The sequence below is a fragment of the Tessaracoccus bendigoensis DSM 12906 genome, from assembly GCF_900141915.1.
Classification (GTDB): Bacteria; Actinomycetota; Actinomycetes; order Propionibacteriales; family Propionibacteriaceae; genus Arachnia; species Arachnia bendigoensis.
Map to the genome: position 1 here is coordinate 32,762 of NZ_FQZG01000006.1, position 17,549 is coordinate 50,310.

Below are 17,549 nucleotides of genomic sequence, written 5' to 3' on the forward strand. Positions count from 1 at the left end.
ACGTATCCAAACCGACTCGGACTGTGGGACACTCGTGGTCTGAACCCGAACCGTCCCGCCCCCGGAGGAAACATGCCAAGGCCGATCCCAGAGACCGCGAGACGCCGCGCAACCCGCGAAAAGCTCGTGCTGGCAGCTCTCGACCTTTTCGGGCGCAACGGGATCGACGCCACCTCCGTCGAGCAGTTGTGTGAGGCGGCCGGGTTCACCAGGGGCGCGTTCTACTCCAATTTCGAAACCAAGGACGACGTCTGCGAGGCGGTCGCCCGCTACATGGCAGAAGAGAGCATCGAGGCCTGTCGCGTGACGCTGAGCGAGGCCACGCCGCGCGCCCCGCTCGGGTCGCTGGTGACCCGCCTCTTCGAGGCGACCGCGTTCGGCCCGGACCGGAGACAGACCATGGTCGAGATGCAACTTCGGGCTGCTCGGGAACCGGCTCTGGCCGAGCGGCTGGCCAAGGCCCGCGAGGACATGTGGCCCCCGCTGATCGAGGTGGTCGAGTGGGCCACGGTTCAGGCGGACTGCACTTTCAGCGTCGAGGTCCACGACCTGTTGAGGCTGTGCGAGGCGCTCTACTTCTCGCCGCTGTTGGCCCACGACGGCGCGAACCTGCGCCTCATGGCCGCCACCATTGAGGCGCTCGCCGTCCCCAACCACCCGGCTGCGGGTCGGGTCTGACCTTGAGCACTATTACGGGTTCGATTGCCGAAATGACGCCCAACTGCGGCGTGTCGTCGAACGAGTCCTGGATAGTGCTCAACGCCCCAACCGCGGGGACATCGTCGACGGCGACGATGTCACCAGCTGACCTCGCGGCTCGGTTTGGACGGCGCCAGGTCGCGTCTAGCCCGCCTTGAGCACTATTCCGGGTTCGTTGGACGGTTGAACGTTCCAACGTGTCTGATCGCCCATCGAGTCCTGGATAGTGCTCAACGCCCCAGCCAGCCCCAGCGCACCACCCTCACCAACCCCGCGCGACCCACTCCCCCAGGTGCGGAGCCTCCGCACCGATCGTCGTCGACGGCCCATGGCCGGTGTTGACGACGGTGTCGGCCGGCAGCGTCAGCAGCCGGGTGCGGATCGACTCGATGATGCCCGGGAAGCTCGAGTAGTCCCAGCGGGTCGCCCCAGGCCCACCTTCGAAGAGGGTGTCGCCGGTGAACACCGCCCCGAGCCCAGCGGCGACGAACGACGTCGACCCCGGCGTGTGCCCCGGGGTGTGTCTGGCCTCAAGCGACACCCCGGCCACGTCGAACACCTGCCCGTCGCCGATCGGCTCGAACCCCGCGTCGTCGTGGCTCTGCCTCCAGAGCTCGACATCTGCCGGGTGCAGGAACACCGGGCCACCAACCAGCTTGGCGAAGTCCAACACCGCCCGCACGTGGTCCCAATGCCCGTGCGTAAGAAGGGTCGCCACCACCCGACGACCCCCCACCGCCCGGGCAACGGCGTCCGCATCGTGCGCCGGGTCGACGACGATCACCTGACGGTCGTCGCCCACGAACCAGACGTTGTTCTCATGTACCGGTGGCCCTCCGGGATCGACGTTGCCGGCTGTGACGAGCCTTTCGATGTGCGCATTCATAGGTCCTCCTTCAGCGCCAGTCTGGCATGTCCGCTCGCAAGTACCGCCCACCTCTACGGGCACGGGGGCCACGGTTCTAGGATGGAGGCTCAACCTGAGGAAGGAAGCACATGCAGATCTTGATCACGGGCGGGGCGGGCTACATCGGTAGCACCGTCGCTTCGGCCTGCGAGGACGCCGGGCACCAGGTCGTCATCCTCGACGACTTCTCCACCGGTCGTCGTGAGTTCATCGGTGAGCGGACGCTCTACGAAGGTGACATTGCCGACTCCACCCTGCTCGACCGGATCTTCACCGAGCAGAGCATCGACGCGGTCGTCCACTGCGCCGCCAAGATCATCGTGCCGGAGTCGGTCTCCGAGCCCCTCGCGTACTACGAGAACAACGTGTCGAAGACCGTCACGCTGCTCGAGGGCCTCCAGCGCAACGGTGTCCACCGCTTCCTCTTCTCCTCCTCCGCCTCGATCTACGCCCCCGACGAGAACTTCGTCGTCACCGAGGCTTCCCCGCTGCAGCCCGGCTCCCCGTACGCACGCACGAAGTTCATGGTCGAGATGGTCCTCGAAGACTTCACGAAGGCCTCCGACGTGCGCGTCCTGTCGCTGCGCTACTTCAACCCGATCGGAACCGACCCCAAGCTCCGCTCCGGCCAGCAGCTCGAGCGTCCCAGCCACGTGCTGGCGAAGCTGCTCGAAGCCTGGGTCAACCACGAGACCTTCACCGTCACCGGTGTCGACTGGCCTACCCGTGACGGTTCCGGCATCCGCGACTTCATCCACGTCTGGGATCTCGCCAAGGCGCACGTCGCTGCGCTGGAGGGCTTCGACAAGGCGACCGCAGATGGCCCCTACCAGGTGTTCAACATCGGCACCGGCAACGGTGTCACCGTCAAGGAGCTTGCGGCGTCGTTCGAGGCGATCTCGGGCGACCCGCTGAAAATCCAGGAAGGCCCTTCGCGCCCCGGTGACGTGGCAGGCGTCTACACGGTCTCGTCGAAGGCCAAGGACGTCCTTGGTTGGGAGGCGCAGCTCTCCGAACAGGACGCCGTCCGCGACGCGATCGCGTGGCTGCCGGTCCGCAAGGAGATCCTCGGCTACTGAGAAGCTCGATGGGAGCGGAGCGTCGCCCGTCGCCGCTCACGGCCGGGCTCAACCGACCGCTGGTTGAGCCCGGCCCCCAGCGCGAAGCGCCGGGCCGGTGACGAAACCACCCGGCACACGGTGCAGAATCCCGACCACCAATTCTTGGAGAGACTCCCCGGACAAGGTCACGACGGTTTCGACACGCGCAGGCGTCGCTGCGCTCCTTCGGCGCGGCTCAACCAACGCACGGCCCCGCTCAGCCCACGCTCAGGCCTGGCTGGGTTCCCCGTCCGGCAGGTGCAACCCGAGGTCGACGTGGCCAGGATGGCCCGCGAGCTTGTCGACGATGGCCGCGATCGCCGCGTCACCCGTCACATTGGTTGCCGTGCCGATGGAGTCGATGGCGATGTAGGTCGCGACCATGAGGCCGACCTGCTCCGGCGTGAACCCCAACGTGCTCGCCAACAGGCCGGACGCCGTGACGATGGCGCCGCCAGGCACCCCCGGGGCGGCGATCATCGCGATCCCGAGCATCATGATGAATCCGAGGATCAGCATCGGCGGCGTCTCCATCCCGAACATCACCATGATCGCGAGGGCGAACCCGGTGATCTTGATCGTGGAGCCAGCCAGGTGGATGGTCGCGCACAGCGGGATTACGAATGAGGCGATGTTCTCCGAGATCCCGATCTTGATGGCAGATCGGAGCGTGACCGGGATGGTGGCGGCCGAGGACGACGTGCCGAGCGCCGTCGCATAAGCGGGCAGCATGCCGCGAAGCATCACGAACGGGTTCTTCTTGGCGATCGCTCCAGCCACCACATACTGCAGGATCAGATAGACCACCGTGAGTAGGAAGACCACGATGACCACCTTGAAGAAGGCGCCGATCACGGCCACCACTTGGCCCGCGTAGGTCATGTTCAGGAAGATGCCGAAGATGTAGAGCGGCAGCAGCGGGACGATGACCTTGCTGATCACGATGTTGATGACCTGCCGGAAGTCGCTGAACACCTGATGGAGGGCCGGCGCATCGAACGCCGTCAAGGCGACGCCGACGGTGAAAGCGAAGACCAGCGCCGACATCACCCCGAACATCGCGGGCATCTCGATCGTGAAGAAGGGGGCGGCGAGCCCGGATTCGGGGTCGGCCAGTTCGGTCACGTCGGTGCCTGCGAGGAGGCGGGGCCAGACCACCATGCTGGTGCCCCAGGACAGGAGACCGGCCAGAATCGTCGAGAGGTAGGCGATCCCCGCAGTGATCGCGAGCCACTTGCCCGCGCCCTTGCCCAACTCGTCGATGGCTGGGGTGATGAGCCCGACGATCAGCAACGGGATGATGAAGCCCAGGAAGTTGCTGAAGAGGGAGTTGAAGGTCACGAAGACCCGAACCAGTACCTCGGGCATGATCAGGCCGAGCCCGATGCCGAGGACTATGCCGATCAGGACCTTGAGCAGCAGGTTCAGTTTGGGCAGCTTCGCCATCGTTGGCCTCTCAGGTAGAACGAGTCGCCTTATTGAACCACCAATGGAGGTTTGCCCGCTGACGCGGAGGATCAGTCGGTGGCCTCTGACCAGAGTTCGCGGCGACGGGCGGCCCTGCTGCGATCGACCAGGCTCGTCGCCGTACACACCAGCGCGAATGCCGCCACCAACCAGAGCAATTTTCGGATCATGGGTCCAATCTATGCCGCGACAGGCTTCGGGTCCCAGCGACGGGGGCGAGGTGAAGACCTGGGTCGGCCAACTGTCGCCCCGGGTCTGACATCGTCCCCCGACCCGTCGCACTAATGTTGGTGCATCATGAAAGAGTCTCGGTGGTCTCGGGAGACCCGCACGGTGTTGAGCGACGCGGCGCTCGCCGGGTTACTTGCAATCACATCCCTCGCCCCCCTCCTCATGATCCCCGATTACGAGGCGCGGACCCCTTCGCTTGTCTGGTCGCTGGTGATGTGTTCTGCGGTCGTGACAAGGCGCGTCGCCCCGATGGTCAGTCTCGGAATCGTCACGCTCGCCGGCGTCGGGATGGCCTACATGTTGACGGTTCCGATGCCGGCTCTTCTCGCGGTGCCGGTCGTGGTCTACAGCGTCGCCCGCTACCGCCAGATCTCGGGCCTGCTCCCCGTCGTGGTCGTCGGAGTCGTGGCCTCGGTCGTCGGGCCGATGTCGTGGACCCGGACGCTCGATGAGCGCTACCGGTTCCTCGGTACAACCATCGTGGTGCTGCTTTGCGCGGCCCTGGTCGCCCTGGCGTATCTCAGCGGGCGTTACATGCGGGAGCGGGTGCTGAACGCGACGCTCGACCGGGAGATCGTCACCGAACGCTTCACCGCTGCGAGACGGCAGAGCGAACAGGAGTCCCAACTGGTGACGGGCCGGGCACGGGCCGAGGTCGCGCAGGAGTTGCACGACGTGCTCGCGCACTCCCTCTCGGTGATCGTGGTGCAGGCGGAGGGCGCAAAGGCACTCACGAACAAGCGGCCAGAGGCTGCGGTGCAGGCCCTGACCGTGATCGCGGACACCGGCCGCAGATCCATAGAGGAGGTGCGCCGCATCGTCTCGCTGATGAGAGGCGAGACCGAGTCCGCACGGTTCGGCCCGGCACCGACGCTCACCCAGATCCCGGACCTCGTCGCGGCGGCCGGCGACCGGATCACGCTCACCACCCGCGGGGAGACCCCGGTCGTGCCGGAGTCGCTGGGGTTGGCCGCATACCGCATCGTGCAGGAGGCGACCACCAACTTCCTCAAACACGCCGGCCCGACGGCGACCGCTCGCGTCCTGATCGAGTACCGCCCCGACGACATCACGATCACCGTCAGTGACGACGGCATCGGGTCCCTCTCCTCCTCCGACGGCCATGGGTCCGGGCTGGCCGGGATGCGTGAACGCGTCACCGCCATGGGGGGCTCTCTGGAAGCCGGGCCACGGCCCGGCGGTGGCTACGAGGTGCGCGCCGGGCTTCCCATGCCCAACCGAATCGGAAAGAGCTGGCTGAAGGAGGCCTACAAGTGATCAAGGTGCTACTGGCAGACGACCAGTCACTGGTGCGCAGCGGATTCAGGATGTTGATCGACTCAGCCGACGACATGGAGACAGTCGGCGAGGTCGACAACGGTCGCGACGCCGTCGCCATGGTCCGGACGCGGCCCGTCGACGTCGTCCTGATGGACATCCGGATGCCCGTCATGGACGGCGCGGAGGCGACCCAGCAGATCAGCAGGCTGGGCCTGGACACGAAGGTGCTGGTGCTGACCACGTTCGACCTGGACGAGTACGTCTTCGCCGCGCTGCGAGGCGGGGCCAGCGGGTTCCTACTGAAAGACGCCCTCCCCGAAGAGTTACTCGGGGCCATCCGGTCGGTGGCCGCCGGGGATGCCGTGGTCGCGCCGTCCACCACCAAACGCCTGCTCACCCACTTCGCCGGGCTGCTCCCGAAGAGCGACCCCGGCGCCAGCGGACGGCTCGACACGCTGACCGAACGGGAACGGGAGGTCCTCGGGGAGGTCGCAAGGGGCGCCAACAACCAGGAAATCGCTGAGCGTCTCTACATGGCCGAAGGCACCGTCAAGACACACATCGGCCGCCTCCTGAGCAAGCTCGACGCCAGGGACCGCGTCGGTCTCGTGTTGATCGCCCTTGAGGAAGGGCTTGGCGACTGATCTTCAGTCGGCGACCAACGATTCGGTGCCCCGCTCGAAGGTCTCCGCCCCCAGCCGGGATCGGGATGCCGCCAACCAGGCCGCGGACAGGCAGTAGGCCACCGCGATGCCTGCGAAGGCGACCACTGAGATACCGTCAGCCGGGAGCACGAATGCCGCGACGACCCCTGCGAGCACGAAACCACCGTTGTAGCCCATGTCGTAGAACGTGAACACCCGACCCTTGTAGCGGCCGTCGATATTGGCCTGCACGATCGTGTCGACACAGACCTTGAACGACTGCACCGAGAGCCCGATAAGGAAACTCGCCACAAACAGCGGTGCCTTCGCCGAGGTGAAGACCGTCACCATACTCACGGCCGCGGCCGCCACGAGGATACCGACCGCCGAACGCCCGAGGCCGAATCGGCGCACCAGCACCGGCACGAGGGGCGCCGCGAGGATGAACCCCGCCCCGGTCGCCACACCCCAGACGCTGAGGTCCGCCAACGCCGCGTCCGGGTCGGTGACCGGATGCCATAGGTGGCGAGCAGCCAGAATCACCGCGACACTCAGCAAACCGAACAACAACCGCGTGACCACCATCAGGATCAGGGCAACGAGCGCAGCCGGACGCGTACGCAGGTGCCGCCAGGCCTCCACCAGCCCCCGAGCGACCGACGCGGCACCGCCGGACGACGACTTTTCCCCGGTCGCCGACGGGCCGAGCGCGCCGGGCGCGAACCCGCGGCAGATCAGCACCGAGCCGACGAACCCAGCCGCGGCGATGACGAACACGAGCGAGTTGGCCCTGTCTGCCCCGAGAAGGTCGGCGAAGCCGAACCGCACCACGAACCCGATGACCGCCCCGAGGACCACCCCGATGGGCCCGATCGTCGGCACGATCGAGGACGCCGTCAGGAACTCATCCCGGTCGACGGTGTGCTGCAACCCCGCCGACAGCCCCGCGAGCATGAACCTGTTGATGCTCATCGCGACCAGCAACGCCCCGTAGAGCGCCACGGCCCAGACCCCGGTCGTCGCGCCGGTGAAGATGATCGCGGCGATGATCAGGCTGAGCGCCGCACGGGTGATGTCGGAGTAGAGGGCGACGTTGCGACGCGACCAGCGGTCGAGCAGCGGGGACACAAACGGCCCGATCACCGTGAACGGTAGGAGCGTCAACGCCAGGACGCCGGCGATCGCCCAGGCGTCGGGCTGCGACTGCGGTGAGAACAGGATGTAGGAGGCCATCCCGACCTGGAGGGTGCCGTCGGCGGCCTGGCTCAGGACCCTGAGCGTCAGGAGACGCCGGAAGGGCGCGTGGCGCCAGAGCCGTCGAACGGCGGTGATGATCGACATCTGGTTCAGTTTGCGTTTCCGGCGAAGTTGCGGCGGGCCTGCTCGACTTCCCAGTCCGTGCCGGTCTCCTTCATCAACTCGCCGATCTTGGCCTGGTCGAACCTCATCAGCGCGGTCTCGGAGGCGAGCATCTTCTCGTAGTGGACCTCGTGGTCGCCGGCATCGCCGTGGTAGGCGGTGTTGTTGTAGGCGTGCGCGTGTCGGTGCAGCGCCCGGACTGCGGAGATCATCTTGCCCTTCGGCGAGACCATCGATGCAATCACGGTGAGCGTCAGGACCCCGATGATGACGGCCAGCGACATGTAGGGGCTGAACGTGAAGACGTGGACGGGCTCACCGTCGTTGATGAACGGCAGCCGGTTCTCGTGCAGCGCCTCCAGGATCAGCTTGACGCCGATGAAGCCGAGGATCACCGCCAGCCCGTACTTGAGGTAGACGAGCCGGTCGAGGAGGCCGTCGATGAGGAAGAACAATTGACGCAGCCCCATCAGGGAGAACGCTGTCGCGGTGAACACGATGTAGACGTTGTCGGTGACGCCGTAGATGGCTGGGATCGAGTCGAGCGCGAACAGAATGTCGGTGCCGCCGATGGCGACCATGACCAGCAGCATCGGGGTGAGGACCCGCTTGCCGTTCTCGATCGTGAAGAGCTTGTCGCCGTCGTAGTGGTCGGTGGTGCGGAGGAAGCGCTTGGCGAGCTTGATAATGAAGTTGTCCGCGTCGTCGTCGCCTTCCTTCTCGGGGGCGAGCAGGCGACCGGCCGTGACGATCAGGAAGAGGCCGAAGAGGTAGAACGCCCAGGAGAAGGTGTTGATGATCGCCATGCCGAGGAAGATGAACCCGGCGCGGGCGAACAGGGCGAAGACGATGCCGAACAGCAGCACCTTCTGCTGATCGGCGCGTGGCACCGCGAAGCTCGCGATGATCACGACGAAGACGAAGAGGTTGTCGACCGATAGGGCCTTCTCCAGGATGTAGCCCTGGAAGTAGTCGACGCCCATGCCGTGGCCACCGAAGATCCACAGGACCACCCCGAACAGTAGGGCAATGGAGACGTAGATGGCCGACCAGATCGCGGCCTCACGCAGGGTCGGTTCGTGGGCCTTACGCACGTGGAAGAAGAAGTCGAACGCCAGCAAGCCTGCGATCACCACGATGGTGATGAGCCAGATATTCAGGGAAACGTTCGTAGTCAGCAAGGAAAAGGGCATCAAGGCGTTGCTCCATGGAAGGCGAGAAATCTGTGGTTTCTGCCATCGGTACCCTTAAGGGCCAACGTCGATGACTGCCCTCAAGGATACCCAACCGGCCCGCGATCCCCCAACCAACATGGCCGGCGCGGAACCTGTCGGTGGGGACCGGTAGCCTGTGGGCAGGGCAATCACAGGAGGTTTCTCGATGCGTCGCACTCTGGCCGCACTGTTCGCCGTCGCACTTCTCGCGGTGGGCTGTACCCCAGGCGGGCAGGCACCCGAGCCCGAACCGTCCGGCACCGTGCGCCCCGACAACCTGCCAGACGCCGCCCCACAGGCGGAGGAGGTGGTCGACGCCCTGAACGCCAACGACCTCACGACGCTCAGGACGGTGGAGGGCGGCTCGACCGCGCAGGCCGACCTGACAACCATCTTCGCGGGCATGGACGGCATCTACCCTTCATTCACGCTCGGCGACATCGAGTACACCCAAGACACCGCGACGGCGACGCTGCAGGTCGACTACCCGAATCTCGGCACCGCAGGGTGGCACTACTCAACGAGGGCGAGCTTCCGGCTATCCGGCGACACCTGGGTCTTCGACTGGGAGCCGAGCGTCATCGCACCGGAACTCACGTCGGAGACGCGGCTGCGTCACATCCAGACGGAGTCCAAGCGCCAAGCCATCAACGACTCGACCGGGCTGGCGCTCGTGGAGGAGCGATCCCTTTACGAGGTCGGGCTCAACAAGGGCGCTATCACCGAGGCCGAGTGGGCGTCATCGGCGCTGGAGATCGCCACGCTGCTCGGTGTGGACGTAGCCGATTTCCAGGCGAAGGTGGAGGCCAACGGGCCGCAGGCGTTCGTGGTCGCCACGACCATCGCACAGGAGAACATCCCCGCCGCCGTCTCGGACGTGCCCGGCAGCCTAGTCAATGAGGTGTCGGCCGTCGTCGGGCCGAGCGACACGTTCGCCGCGTCGCTGCTCGGCGCAGTCGGCCAACCCACGCAGAAGATGATCGACGATTCCGACGGGAAGCTGAGTTCGCTCGACAGGGTCGGCCTCTCGGGCCTCCAGGCCCGCTACGACGCAGACCTGAGAGGGGTCCCGGCCCGCAGGGTCGAGATGGTCGGCCGCTCGGGGGTCGAGGATCAGGGCATCACCGTCTTGTTCCAGCAGGATGCCAGCGTAGGGAAGCCGATCACGCTCAGCCTCAACCGCGAACTCCAGACGAAGGCCGAGTCGGTGCTGAGCACCCAGACCGGCCTGGCGACGCTGGTCGTGATCGACACCCAGACTGGAGGAGTGTTGGCCGCGGCGCAGTCGCCGTCGGCCGGCACCTATCCCTATGCCACCTATGGCAAGTACGCGCCGGGTTCCACATTCAAGGTCGCCACCGCGCTGGCGATGTTGCGGGCCGGGTCGACACCGACGTCGACGGTGCAGTGCCTCTCCACCCTCCAGGTGGGCACCTACACGTTCGGCAACTACTCGAGCTACCCGTCCTCTGCGCTCGGTGCGGTGTCGCTGACGGACGCGTTCAAGTACTCGTGCAACACCGTCTTCGCTGGCGCCACCGGCGTCACGGGCGACCTACTGCACTCGGCGGCCGGGTCGCTCGGGGTCGGCACCGACTACGACGCGGGGTTCACGGCGAACTTCGGCACCGTCGAGCCCGGCAACGCCATCGACCTGGCTGCGTCCAAGATCGGCCAGGGGCAGGTGACCATGTCGCCGCTCGGGATGGCGGCCGTCGCCGCCTCGGTCGCCTCGTCGCAGACGGTGATCCCCTGGTTGGTTCAGGGGCATCAGGCCGAGTCGACCGCCGCCCCGCTGACGGCCGCGGAGGCCCAACAGTTGCAGACGATGATGACGGCGACCGTCGATTCGGGCACCGGCACCCGGCTGAAGGGCATCATGACCGGCGCGAAATCCGGCACCGCCGAGTGGGGCGAGGCCGGTGCACAGCAGACCCACGCCTGGATGATCGCCTACAACGACCGATACGCGGTGTCAGCGTTCGTTGAGGTGGGAGACTCGGGCGGCACGACGGCGGCACCGCTGATCGTCCAGTTGTTCAGCTGAGCGGCCGCCGGGAATCGGCCTGCGTCAGGCTTGCCGGTCCTGGCCCCAGGGCGATTGCGGGTACTGCTGGGTCGGCCCCTGCTGCGGCGGATACTGCTGCTGGTACTGGGGCTGCTGGTACTGCTGCTGCGGATGATACTGGGGTTGGTTCTGCGGGGTCCCGCCGTGCTGATTTGGCGGTGGCGCCGTCCAGGTCGGCTGCTGGTGCGTCAGCCCGCCTCGGTAGCCAGGTCGGCCGATGATCAAGGCGACGCCGAGTACTGCGGAGCCGACAAAGTTGACAATGCCGACCAGTAGCGAATAGCCGCTGATGCTCAACGACACGATCAGTTGCTCAAGCATGACGGAGAGGACGATGCCGCCCGCGGTCAGCCCGACCCAGACGGCCAGCAGCACCCTGGCGGCTCCCCGGCTGCGGACGACTCCGACGATGTACAGCGCGAGGAGGATCAGTTGCGTCGCCAGCAGCGGGATGAGTTCAAGGCCCATGCCTCAAGGTAGCAGCGGCCACATTGAGGCTTCGACGACTCGTTCAGGTTGGGGGTGGGCGCGGTGACCGCGATGGGGAGTGGTGGGCCGCGGTGGGGCGCGGTGACCGCGATGGGGAGTGGTGGGCCGCGGTGAGGCGAGGTGACCGCGGTGGGGCGCGGTAGGCGCGGAAGGCGCGATAGGCCCGGGGGGCGCGATAGGCCCGGTGGGCGCGATAGGCCCGGGTCCCATGCGGGAAGGACGACCGAAAATCGACCACTGGTCGATCCTCGACCCCAGACGGAGCAAAATCGGCCACTGGCCGATACTCGACGACCTTCACCCGCCAGAGGCCGAACCCAAACGTCAGGCAGTGGCCCATACTCGACCCCAGACGGAGCACAATCGACCACTGGTCGATTTTCGCGGGTTGACCGTCGAGGCAGAACCCAGGCACTGGCCCATACTCGACCCCAGACGGAGCAGAATCGACCACTGGTCGATTTTCGCGGGACGAGTCCGTCGCCTACCTCCCACCGACGCCCCGATCCCGGCCGACCTCGGCACCGATCAGTCGCCACTCCTGGCGTCGAGCTGTTTCAACCCGATCACACACCCCACGATTCCCGCCAGAAACAACGCCTTCAACCGCGAAATCGACTCGGCACCGACCGCTACCGAATAGCCGACGGTCAAGACCGTCCCCACGCTCGTCCACACCGCGTAGGCCGTCCCGGTCGGAATGTGTCTCATGGCCATCGAGAGCCCGATCACGGATGCGACGGTGGCAACGGCGAACACCGCCGTCGGCACCGGCTCGGTGAAGCTCCTGCTCGCCGACAACGCGTTGGCCCACACCGCCTCCAGTACGGCGCTGAGTAGCAGCACCGGCCACGCGAACCGCCGTCCCACCACGAACCGCGCCATCATGCCAGCACCTTCAAACCGACCACGCACACGACGATGCCGCCCAGCAGCAACACCTTCGCGACGCTGGCCCGCTCGGTGCCCGTGACCATCGCCCAGATCACTGTGAGCGACGCCCCGGTCGCCGTCCACACCGCGTAGGCGGTACCCGTCGGCAGCGTGTGCAACGCAATGCCGAGGCCGACAAGGCTGAGGATCGATGCGACGACGAAAACGACCGTCGGCCAGGGCCTGCGGAATCCGTCAGAGCGTCCCAACGCCGTCGCCCACACCGCCTCGAGAACCCCCGAAGCCAGCAGAATGACCCAGTCCATATTCGGCCTTCCTTCCGATCGGATGGCCAGTCTTGTCTTGACCGGGTACTGATCCGTCGTCCGGGGCGGGGCGCCGAGCACAGAGTATCAAACAGCGGTCGACAAGCCCCGAAACGGCTGGTGGTAGCGTCGAAGCATGACAGAGCCAGCGCCGCGCACCTCGACCCCCCTCGACCGCATCGCCGACGAATACGTCGGCAAGGTCGCCTCGTTGAGCCCCCTGACGGCGACCTCGCTCGGCGTCCCCGGCGACGAACGCGCGATCGACGACTTCTCCCCTGAAGGCCGCGACGCCGTCGCGAACGCCACCCGCGAGACGCTGCGCCGGGTTGAGGCGACCGAGCCGCTCGACGACGTCGACACCGTCACCAGGGCGGCCATGATCGAGCGGCTTTCCCTCGAACTCGAGCTGCACGACGCAGGCGAGGGCTACGCGGAACTCAACAACATCTCCTCTCCGCTGCAGGGCATCCGCAGCGTCTTCGACCTGATGCCCAACGAGACCGACGACGACTGGGCCGACATCGCGGCCCGCATGCAGGCGGTCCCCGACGGCGTCGACGGCTACATCGCGTCACTGCGGCACGCCGCCTCACGCGCGGACGGTCCGTTCCCGGCCAGGCGACAGATCGACATCGGCGTCGACCAGGCCCGCGAACTCGCAAGGCACGACGGCTTCTGGGGCGGGCTCGCCGCCGGGGCAGACGTGCCTGCCACCCTGGCGGCCGATCTCACCCGCGGGGCCGACGCCGCTCGCGCCGCCTACAAGCGGCTCGCGGTCGCCCTTGCCGAACTCCACGACCGAGCCCCGGAAGACGACGCCGTCGGCCGGGAACGCTACGAGCGGTTCTCCCGGAGCTTCCTCGGGGCGGCCATCGACCTCGACGAGACCTACGAATGGGGAAGAGCAGAACTCACCAGGATCATCGCGGAGCAGGACGAGATCGCGCATCAGCTCTACGGCGACGGGACCACCACCCCCGAGGCGATGGCCAAGCTCGACGCCGACATCACCCGCCAACTGCACGGCACCGACGCGCTGCAACGCTGGATGCAGGAAACCTCCGACGCCGCGATCGAGGCCCTTGCCGGAAGCCAGTTCGACATCCCGGAGCAGCTGCGTCGGCTCGAGTGCCGCATCGCGCCGACCCAGGACGGCGGCATCTATTACACGGGCCCATCGGCCGACTTCTCCCGGCCCGGCAGGATGTGGTGGTCGGTGCCGCCGGGTGTTGAGACATTCTCAACCTGGCAGGAGAAGACGACGGTCTACCACGAGGGCGTGCCCGGCCATCACCTGCAGATCGGCCAGGCCGTGTATCGCGCCTCCGAACTGAACAAGTGGCGCAGCCTGCTGTGCTGGGTCTCGGGCCACGGCGAGGGCTGGGCGTTGTACGCGGAGCGTCTGATGGCCGACCTGGGGTTCCAGGACGAGCCGGGCGACCGGATGGGCATGCTCGACTCGCAACGCCTGCGGGCCGCGCGGGTCGTGCTCGACATCGGCGTTCACCTGGGGAAGGAGTTCCCCGGCGGCGGCACCTGGAACGCCGACAAGGCGTGGGGCTTCCTGCGTGAGAACGTCAGCATGCAAGGCGACTTCCTGCGCTTCGAGCTGGACCGCTACCTCGGCTGGCCGGGGCAGGCGCCCTCCTACAAGGTGGGTCAGCGGCTGTGGGAACAGGCGCGGGACGCGGCTGCGGCCCGGGAAGGCGCCAATTTCGACCTCAAAGGCTTCCACCGCAGGGCGCTCGACCTCGGCTCCGTCGGCCTGGACGTCTTGCAGGAGGCCTTGCGCCGGGCCTGACGCGCCGTCACGCGGGGTTGAGCGGAAACCAGCCGGGCTGGACGGTGATTCCACGGCTGCGGATCCGTTCGACCACGACCCGCTGCAGCGATGAGGACTGCGGAAGCCTGTCGAGGTCCACCTTCTGCCCCGACCTGGTCTCCCTGTGGAACCCGAAGTAGAGCGCGTCGCGCGTCCCGTCCGTCGGTTCGCCGAACGGCGTGAAGCGGGCCGCGAACCTGGCCATGTTGGACGCCGGGTCGAGGCGTGCGACCAGCTCGCGGTCGAGCAGCCAGGAGACGCAGGTGAACCGCTGCAAGTCGACCTCCGGCCAGGCCTGCACCGCGATCCGCCTGGCCAGTTCGAGGGACTCGTCGATCGCCTCGGGGGCGAGTGGGCCCGACTCCGGGATGTGTACGCCCAGGGCCTGCATGTCTGGTTCGAGCGTGAACTGCAGCCTTCCGAGCCAGAGGTGCGAGCCGCTGTAGTTCCGCGCGACCCAGCCGCGGTCGGCGAACCCGAACCGGCCGTGCACCAGGCGGTGGATGTGTACCTGCTGCCCGAGGTCGGCGACGCTGTGCCATGCCACATCCTCAGCCACGCCCCTGCGGACCAGTTCCGCCTGCACCAGGGGCGCGACCCGCACCAACGCGACCAGCAGCGGAAACTCCGTCCCCACGGGGTGTGCGACCTCGGCTCCTTCGACGGGGTTCCAGCGGCGCTCGACCCGCCCGACATTGGCAGCTAACCGCTGATAATCGGCCTCGATCATCTGAAGGTCTTCGGGGGTGAGCCGCTCCAACCCGGCGCCGAAATCGGACGCATCGACGGCTCTGAACTCCAGCAGGTCGAGCAGCTGTTCCAGGTCGGGGGTTTCCAGAGTCATGGGTCCTCGCAGGTTGGCAATGATCCATCACACCACTTCACCGGGGTCGATCGCCACCCCGGGACGGACCCGTGCAGGCCTCGGGTGCGGGAGGCGTTCAGGCCACGACGGCGGCGTCGAGGAACGCCTTCCACCCCTCTGCCGTTGCGAGACGGACGGAGATCCCCGCATCCTGTTGCACCGCCCGGACGGCCTCGCGGGTCGCGTCGTCGAAGTCACCACTGATGGCGACGTCGCGTCCGAAGACGTGGCGCAGGACCCCCTGCGCGATCTCCGTCTGCGCCTGGGAGCGTTCACGGAAGCTGGTTGCCCCGTAGCCGTTGACGCCGTTGTCGACGTGGAGATGGTTGTGGTGCTCGGCGTTGTACGGGTACGCGAGGGTGTAGGTGAAACGGGTCGAGAGGGAAGCGGCAAGGCGCCAGTACTGCCGGAGCCGTGCCGGGTCCTCCCCCCACCGGTCGTAGCGACAGGACACGGTGCCGTCCTCGTGAATCAGTTCGGCGATGTCGAACGCACGGCCGGAGGCGTGCCAGGAAGGGCACTTGTCCACGTGGGCGCCGTAGGTCGACACCTCCACCAAGGGGCCGAGGCCCGCCACGTCGACCCATTCGGCGGCCCACTCCTCTAGGAGGTCGACGAAGGCCGGGTCTGCGTTGAACGACTGCCGGGTGCCGGTGCCCGCGTAGCTGAGCGGTGCCCCTCCCAGGGTGTCGAATGAGGTCAGCTCCCCCGGGGACAGGCAGGGCGCGGCCCCGTTCATGCCACCGCCCAGGTTTGACCCGCACGCGGCCAATGGAGCGAGCGCCGTGGTGACGCCGAGGCCGAGGAGCAGGCGGCGACTGATCATGCCACCCAAGATAGTGGGCCGTCACAATCGCCGGATCAGGCCAAGTCGACCGGTGTCAGGCGCCCGTCACCAGCGGCAGCAGCCGCCCAGCCCACTCACGGGCCGCGGCCGGGTCGACGTGATCCTCGGCCTTCTGGCCGGTCGCCTTGGCGAGGATCCGGGAGAAGAGGCCAGCCTTCGCGGGGACGTAGCGGCCGCCGAACGACGTGGACGCCACCGCCCCGCACTGCTCGGCGACCGCGTCGTTGTAGGCGATCGCCGACTCGCGTTTGGCCGGGTCGACGGCGTTCATGCAGGTGTTGAACACCGCCACCCTGGCGGCCGACAGCGCCTCGGCGTTGCGTCGCAGCCACCCCGTCGCCTCCGGGTACCAGGACCCGGCGTTGATGCCGCTGCCGATCACGACCAGGTCCGCGGGTTGCACGCCGGGGTCCTTGTCGAGGTTGGCGATCCTCACTTTGTGCCCCATGGCGTAGAAGGTCTCGGCCATGGCGGTGGCGATGTCCGCCGCCGCCCCGGTCCGCGTCGCGTAGCCGATCAGGATTTGTCCCATGGGCTGAGACTAACGGGGCAGCGGGCACACGAGGAAGCAGGGTGCCCGAACCCGGGCTCAGTCGAAGATCGGGTCGACGGTGCGGGTGCGCTTCAGCTCGAAGAAGCCGTCATAGGCGGTGACCTTCTCCAGCCCGTCGAACAGGCTGCCAGCCTCTTCACCCTTGGGCGCCGGCGAGATCACCGGGCCGAACAGGCTCTTCCCGTTGATCCGGATGACGGGCGTGCCGACCTCATCACCCACCGGGTCCATCCCCTCGTGGTGCGAGCGGCGAAGGTCGTCGTCAACGGCGTCGGTGAAGGCAATGTCGACGATGTCGGCGTCGGCCCCGACCGCTTCGAGTGCGGCGCGCAGCGTGTCGGCGTCCTTGCGTTGCCCACCGGGGTGGAACCGGGTGCCGATCTCGGTGTAGAACTGGCGCAGCCGCTCCGATCCGTGGCGCTGCTCGACGAGCAGGGCCGCACGCGCCGGCGCCCAGGCCCGCTCCATCTCCCTGAGGTAACCCTCGGGCAGGTCGCGTCCGTCGTTCAGGACCGAGAGACTCATCACGTGAAACGTGACGCGCACGTCGCGCACCTTCTCCACCTCGAGCATCCAGCGGGATGCCATCCAAGCCCAGGGGCAGGTCGGGTCGAACCAGAAATCAACGCTTGTCGTCATGGCACCATCTCAGCACAGCGCGCCGCTTCGGGTGCGGGCGTCTTGCGTCGGTGGTCGACTCGCTCATCTCACGGCGGCCACGCATCCGCGACCGATGGCGTCGGCTCGGCAGGCAACGGCGTCGACAATCACTATCCTGGGCGCCAACGACTGGAGGTGGAC

General features: G+C 67.1%; 17 protein-coding genes and 1 riboswitch. Of the genes, 6 read left to right on the top strand and 11 right to left on the bottom strand.

The features are described from left to right. Nucleotides 1–72 precede the first annotated feature (72 nt). Nucleotides 73–678 (top strand): TetR/AcrR family transcriptional regulator, encoded by a 606-nt coding sequence (locus BUC15_RS01740; protein ID WP_073185850.1) that lies wholly within the window; start codon nt 73–75, stop codon nt 676–678. 283 nt (nt 679–961) lie between these two features. Here the strand turns inward: BUC15_RS01740 and BUC15_RS01745 are convergent, their stop codons facing one another. Further along, complete coding sequence (locus BUC15_RS01745; protein ID WP_073185851.1) at nt 962–1,585, bottom strand: MBL fold metallo-hydrolase; 624 nt, start codon at nt 1,583–1,585, stop codon at nt 962–964. Between the two features lie 110 nt (nt 1,586–1,695). Here BUC15_RS01745 and galE point away from each other — a divergent pair, with 110 nt between their 5' ends. Further along, complete coding sequence (gene galE, locus BUC15_RS01750; RefSeq protein WP_073185852.1) at nt 1,696–2,685, top strand: UDP-glucose 4-epimerase GalE; 990 nt, start codon at nt 1,696–1,698, stop codon at nt 2,683–2,685. Nucleotides 2,686–2,934: 249 nt separating this feature from the next. On the opposite strand, the gene BUC15_RS01755 is transcribed toward galE, so the two are convergent. Further along, nucleotides 2,935–4,152: a dicarboxylate/amino acid:cation symporter gene (locus tag BUC15_RS01755; RefSeq protein ID WP_073185853.1), complete on the bottom strand. Its 1,218-nt coding sequence runs from the start codon at nt 4,150–4,152 to the stop codon at nt 2,935–2,937. Between the two features lie 318 nt (nt 4,153–4,470). Between BUC15_RS01755 and BUC15_RS01760 the strand changes: the two genes are divergently transcribed. Together BUC15_RS01760 and BUC15_RS01765 are read left to right on the top strand one after the other, a co-directional pair. Further along, complete coding sequence (locus BUC15_RS01760) at nt 4,471–5,682, top strand: sensor histidine kinase (protein ID WP_084189284.1); 1,212 nt, start codon at nt 4,471–4,473, stop codon at nt 5,680–5,682. Continuing rightward, on the top strand, nt 5,679–6,329 hold the full coding sequence (locus BUC15_RS01765; RefSeq protein WP_073185855.1) for a response regulator: 651 nt from the start codon (nt 5,679–5,681) through the stop codon (nt 6,327–6,329). The genes BUC15_RS01760 and BUC15_RS01765 overlap by 4 nt, the downstream gene beginning before the upstream one ends. A 3-nt stretch (nt 6,330–6,332) precedes the next feature. Here BUC15_RS01765 and BUC15_RS01770 read toward each other — a convergent pair whose 3' ends face one another. Together BUC15_RS01770 and BUC15_RS01775 are read right to left on the bottom strand one after the other, a co-directional pair. Then, nucleotides 6,333–7,670, bottom strand: coding sequence for an MFS transporter (locus BUC15_RS01770; RefSeq protein WP_073185856.1), 1,338 nt, complete (start codon nt 7,668–7,670; stop codon nt 6,333–6,335). A gap of 5 nt (nt 7,671–7,675) precedes the next feature. Further along, a complete protein-coding gene (locus BUC15_RS01775) occupies nt 7,676–8,881 on the bottom strand; it encodes a TerC family protein (protein WP_073185857.1) in 1,206 nt (401 codons plus the stop codon). Nucleotides 8,882–9,068: 187 nt separating this feature from the next. Here BUC15_RS01775 and BUC15_RS01780 point away from each other — a divergent pair, with 187 nt between their 5' ends. Next, on the top strand, nt 9,069–10,949 hold the full coding sequence (locus BUC15_RS01780) for a penicillin-binding transpeptidase domain-containing protein (protein WP_073185858.1): 1,881 nt from the start codon (nt 9,069–9,071) through the stop codon (nt 10,947–10,949). Nucleotides 10,950–10,973: 24 nt separating this feature from the next. Here the strand turns inward: BUC15_RS01780 and BUC15_RS01785 are convergent, their stop codons facing one another. From BUC15_RS01785 to BUC15_RS01795, 3 genes are all read right to left on the bottom strand, one after another. Next, complete coding sequence (locus BUC15_RS01785; RefSeq protein WP_073185859.1) at nt 10,974–11,438, bottom strand: hypothetical protein; 465 nt, start codon at nt 11,436–11,438, stop codon at nt 10,974–10,976. A gap of 549 nt (nt 11,439–11,987) precedes the next feature. Next, entirely contained in the window at nt 11,988–12,347 is a 360-nt protein-coding gene (locus BUC15_RS01790) for a DMT family transporter (protein WP_073185860.1), read from the bottom strand. Then, a complete protein-coding gene (locus BUC15_RS01795; RefSeq protein ID WP_073185861.1) occupies nt 12,344–12,658 on the bottom strand; it encodes a DMT family transporter in 315 nt (104 codons plus the stop codon). The genes BUC15_RS01790 and BUC15_RS01795 overlap by 4 nt, the downstream gene beginning before the upstream one ends. A gap of 21 nt (nt 12,659–12,679) precedes the next feature. Further along, a riboswitch (guanidine-III (ykkC-III) riboswitch) is annotated at nt 12,680–12,738 on the bottom strand. Between the two features lie 56 nt (nt 12,739–12,794). On the opposite strand from BUC15_RS01795, the gene BUC15_RS01800 reads away from it, so the two are divergent. Continuing rightward, complete coding sequence (locus tag BUC15_RS01800) at nt 12,795–14,462, top strand: DUF885 domain-containing protein (RefSeq protein WP_073185862.1); 1,668 nt, start codon at nt 12,795–12,797, stop codon at nt 14,460–14,462. Nucleotides 14,463–14,469: 7 nt separating this feature from the next. Here the strand turns inward: BUC15_RS01800 and BUC15_RS01805 are convergent, their stop codons facing one another. From BUC15_RS01805 to BUC15_RS01820, 4 genes are all read right to left on the bottom strand, one after another. Further along, on the bottom strand, nt 14,470–15,327 hold the full coding sequence (locus BUC15_RS01805) for an acyltransferase domain-containing protein (RefSeq protein WP_073185863.1): 858 nt from the start codon (nt 15,325–15,327) through the stop codon (nt 14,470–14,472). Between the two features lie 97 nt (nt 15,328–15,424). Beyond that, nucleotides 15,425–16,174 carry an extensin family protein gene (locus BUC15_RS01810; protein WP_073185864.1) on the bottom strand — a complete coding sequence of 250 codons (750 nt, stop codon included), beginning with the start codon at nt 16,172–16,174 and terminating at the stop codon, nt 15,425–15,427. A 55-nt stretch (nt 16,175–16,229) separates the two neighbouring features. After that, the gene (locus tag BUC15_RS01815; protein WP_073185865.1) at nt 16,230–16,727 is read right to left on the bottom strand and encodes a flavodoxin domain-containing protein; all 498 of its coding nucleotides are present in this window, start codon (nt 16,725–16,727) and stop codon (nt 16,230–16,232) included. 57 nt (nt 16,728–16,784) lie between these two features. Beyond that, nucleotides 16,785–17,387, bottom strand: a complete 603-nt coding sequence (locus BUC15_RS01820) for a mycothiol-dependent nitroreductase Rv2466c family protein (protein WP_073185866.1) — start codon at nt 17,385–17,387, stop codon at nt 16,785–16,787. Between the last annotated feature and the right edge of the window lie 162 nt (nt 17,388–17,549).

Bases quoted from the DNA above. Each gene is read 5' to 3' on its own strand.
- BUC15_RS01820 (WP_073185866.1), bottom strand. From the start codon at position 17,387: ATGACGACAAGCGTTGATTTCTGGTTCGACCCGACCTGCCCCTGGGCT.
- BUC15_RS01740 (WP_073185850.1), top strand. From the start codon at position 73: ATGCCAAGGCCGATCCCAGAGACCGCGAGACGCCGCGCAACCCGCGAA.
- BUC15_RS01780 (WP_073185858.1), top strand. From the start codon at position 9,069: ATGCGTCGCACTCTGGCCGCACTGTTCGCCGTCGCACTTCTCGCGGTG.
- BUC15_RS01775 (WP_073185857.1), bottom strand. From the start codon at position 8,881: ATGCCCTTTTCCTTGCTGACTACGAACGTTTCCCTGAATATCTGGCTC.
- BUC15_RS01800 (WP_073185862.1), top strand. From the start codon at position 12,795: ATGACAGAGCCAGCGCCGCGCACCTCGACCCCCCTCGACCGCATCGCC.
- BUC15_RS01805 (WP_073185863.1), bottom strand. From the start codon at position 15,327: ATGACTCTGGAAACCCCCGACCTGGAACAGCTGCTCGACCTGCTGGAG.
- galE (WP_073185852.1), top strand. From the start codon at position 1,696: ATGCAGATCTTGATCACGGGCGGGGCGGGCTACATCGGTAGCACCGTC.
- BUC15_RS01810 (WP_073185864.1), bottom strand. From the start codon at position 16,174: ATGATCAGTCGCCGCCTGCTCCTCGGCCTCGGCGTCACCACGGCGCTC.
- BUC15_RS01745 (WP_073185851.1), bottom strand. From the start codon at position 1,585: ATGAATGCGCACATCGAAAGGCTCGTCACAGCCGGCAACGTCGATCCC.
- BUC15_RS01790 (WP_073185860.1), bottom strand. From the start codon at position 12,347: ATGATGGCGCGGTTCGTGGTGGGACGGCGGTTCGCGTGGCCGGTGCTG.
- BUC15_RS01785 (WP_073185859.1), bottom strand. From the start codon at position 11,438: ATGGGCCTTGAACTCATCCCGCTGCTGGCGACGCAACTGATCCTCCTC.
- BUC15_RS01755 (WP_073185853.1), bottom strand. From the start codon at position 4,152: ATGGCGAAGCTGCCCAAACTGAACCTGCTGCTCAAGGTCCTGATCGGC.
- BUC15_RS01770 (WP_073185856.1), bottom strand. From the start codon at position 7,670: ATGTCGATCATCACCGCCGTTCGACGGCTCTGGCGCCACGCGCCCTTC.
- BUC15_RS01795 (WP_073185861.1), bottom strand. From the start codon at position 12,658: ATGGACTGGGTCATTCTGCTGGCTTCGGGGGTTCTCGAGGCGGTGTGG.
- BUC15_RS01815 (WP_073185865.1), bottom strand. From the start codon at position 16,727: ATGGGACAAATCCTGATCGGCTACGCGACGCGGACCGGGGCGGCGGCG.
- BUC15_RS01760 (WP_084189284.1), top strand. From the start codon at position 4,471: ATGAAAGAGTCTCGGTGGTCTCGGGAGACCCGCACGGTGTTGAGCGAC.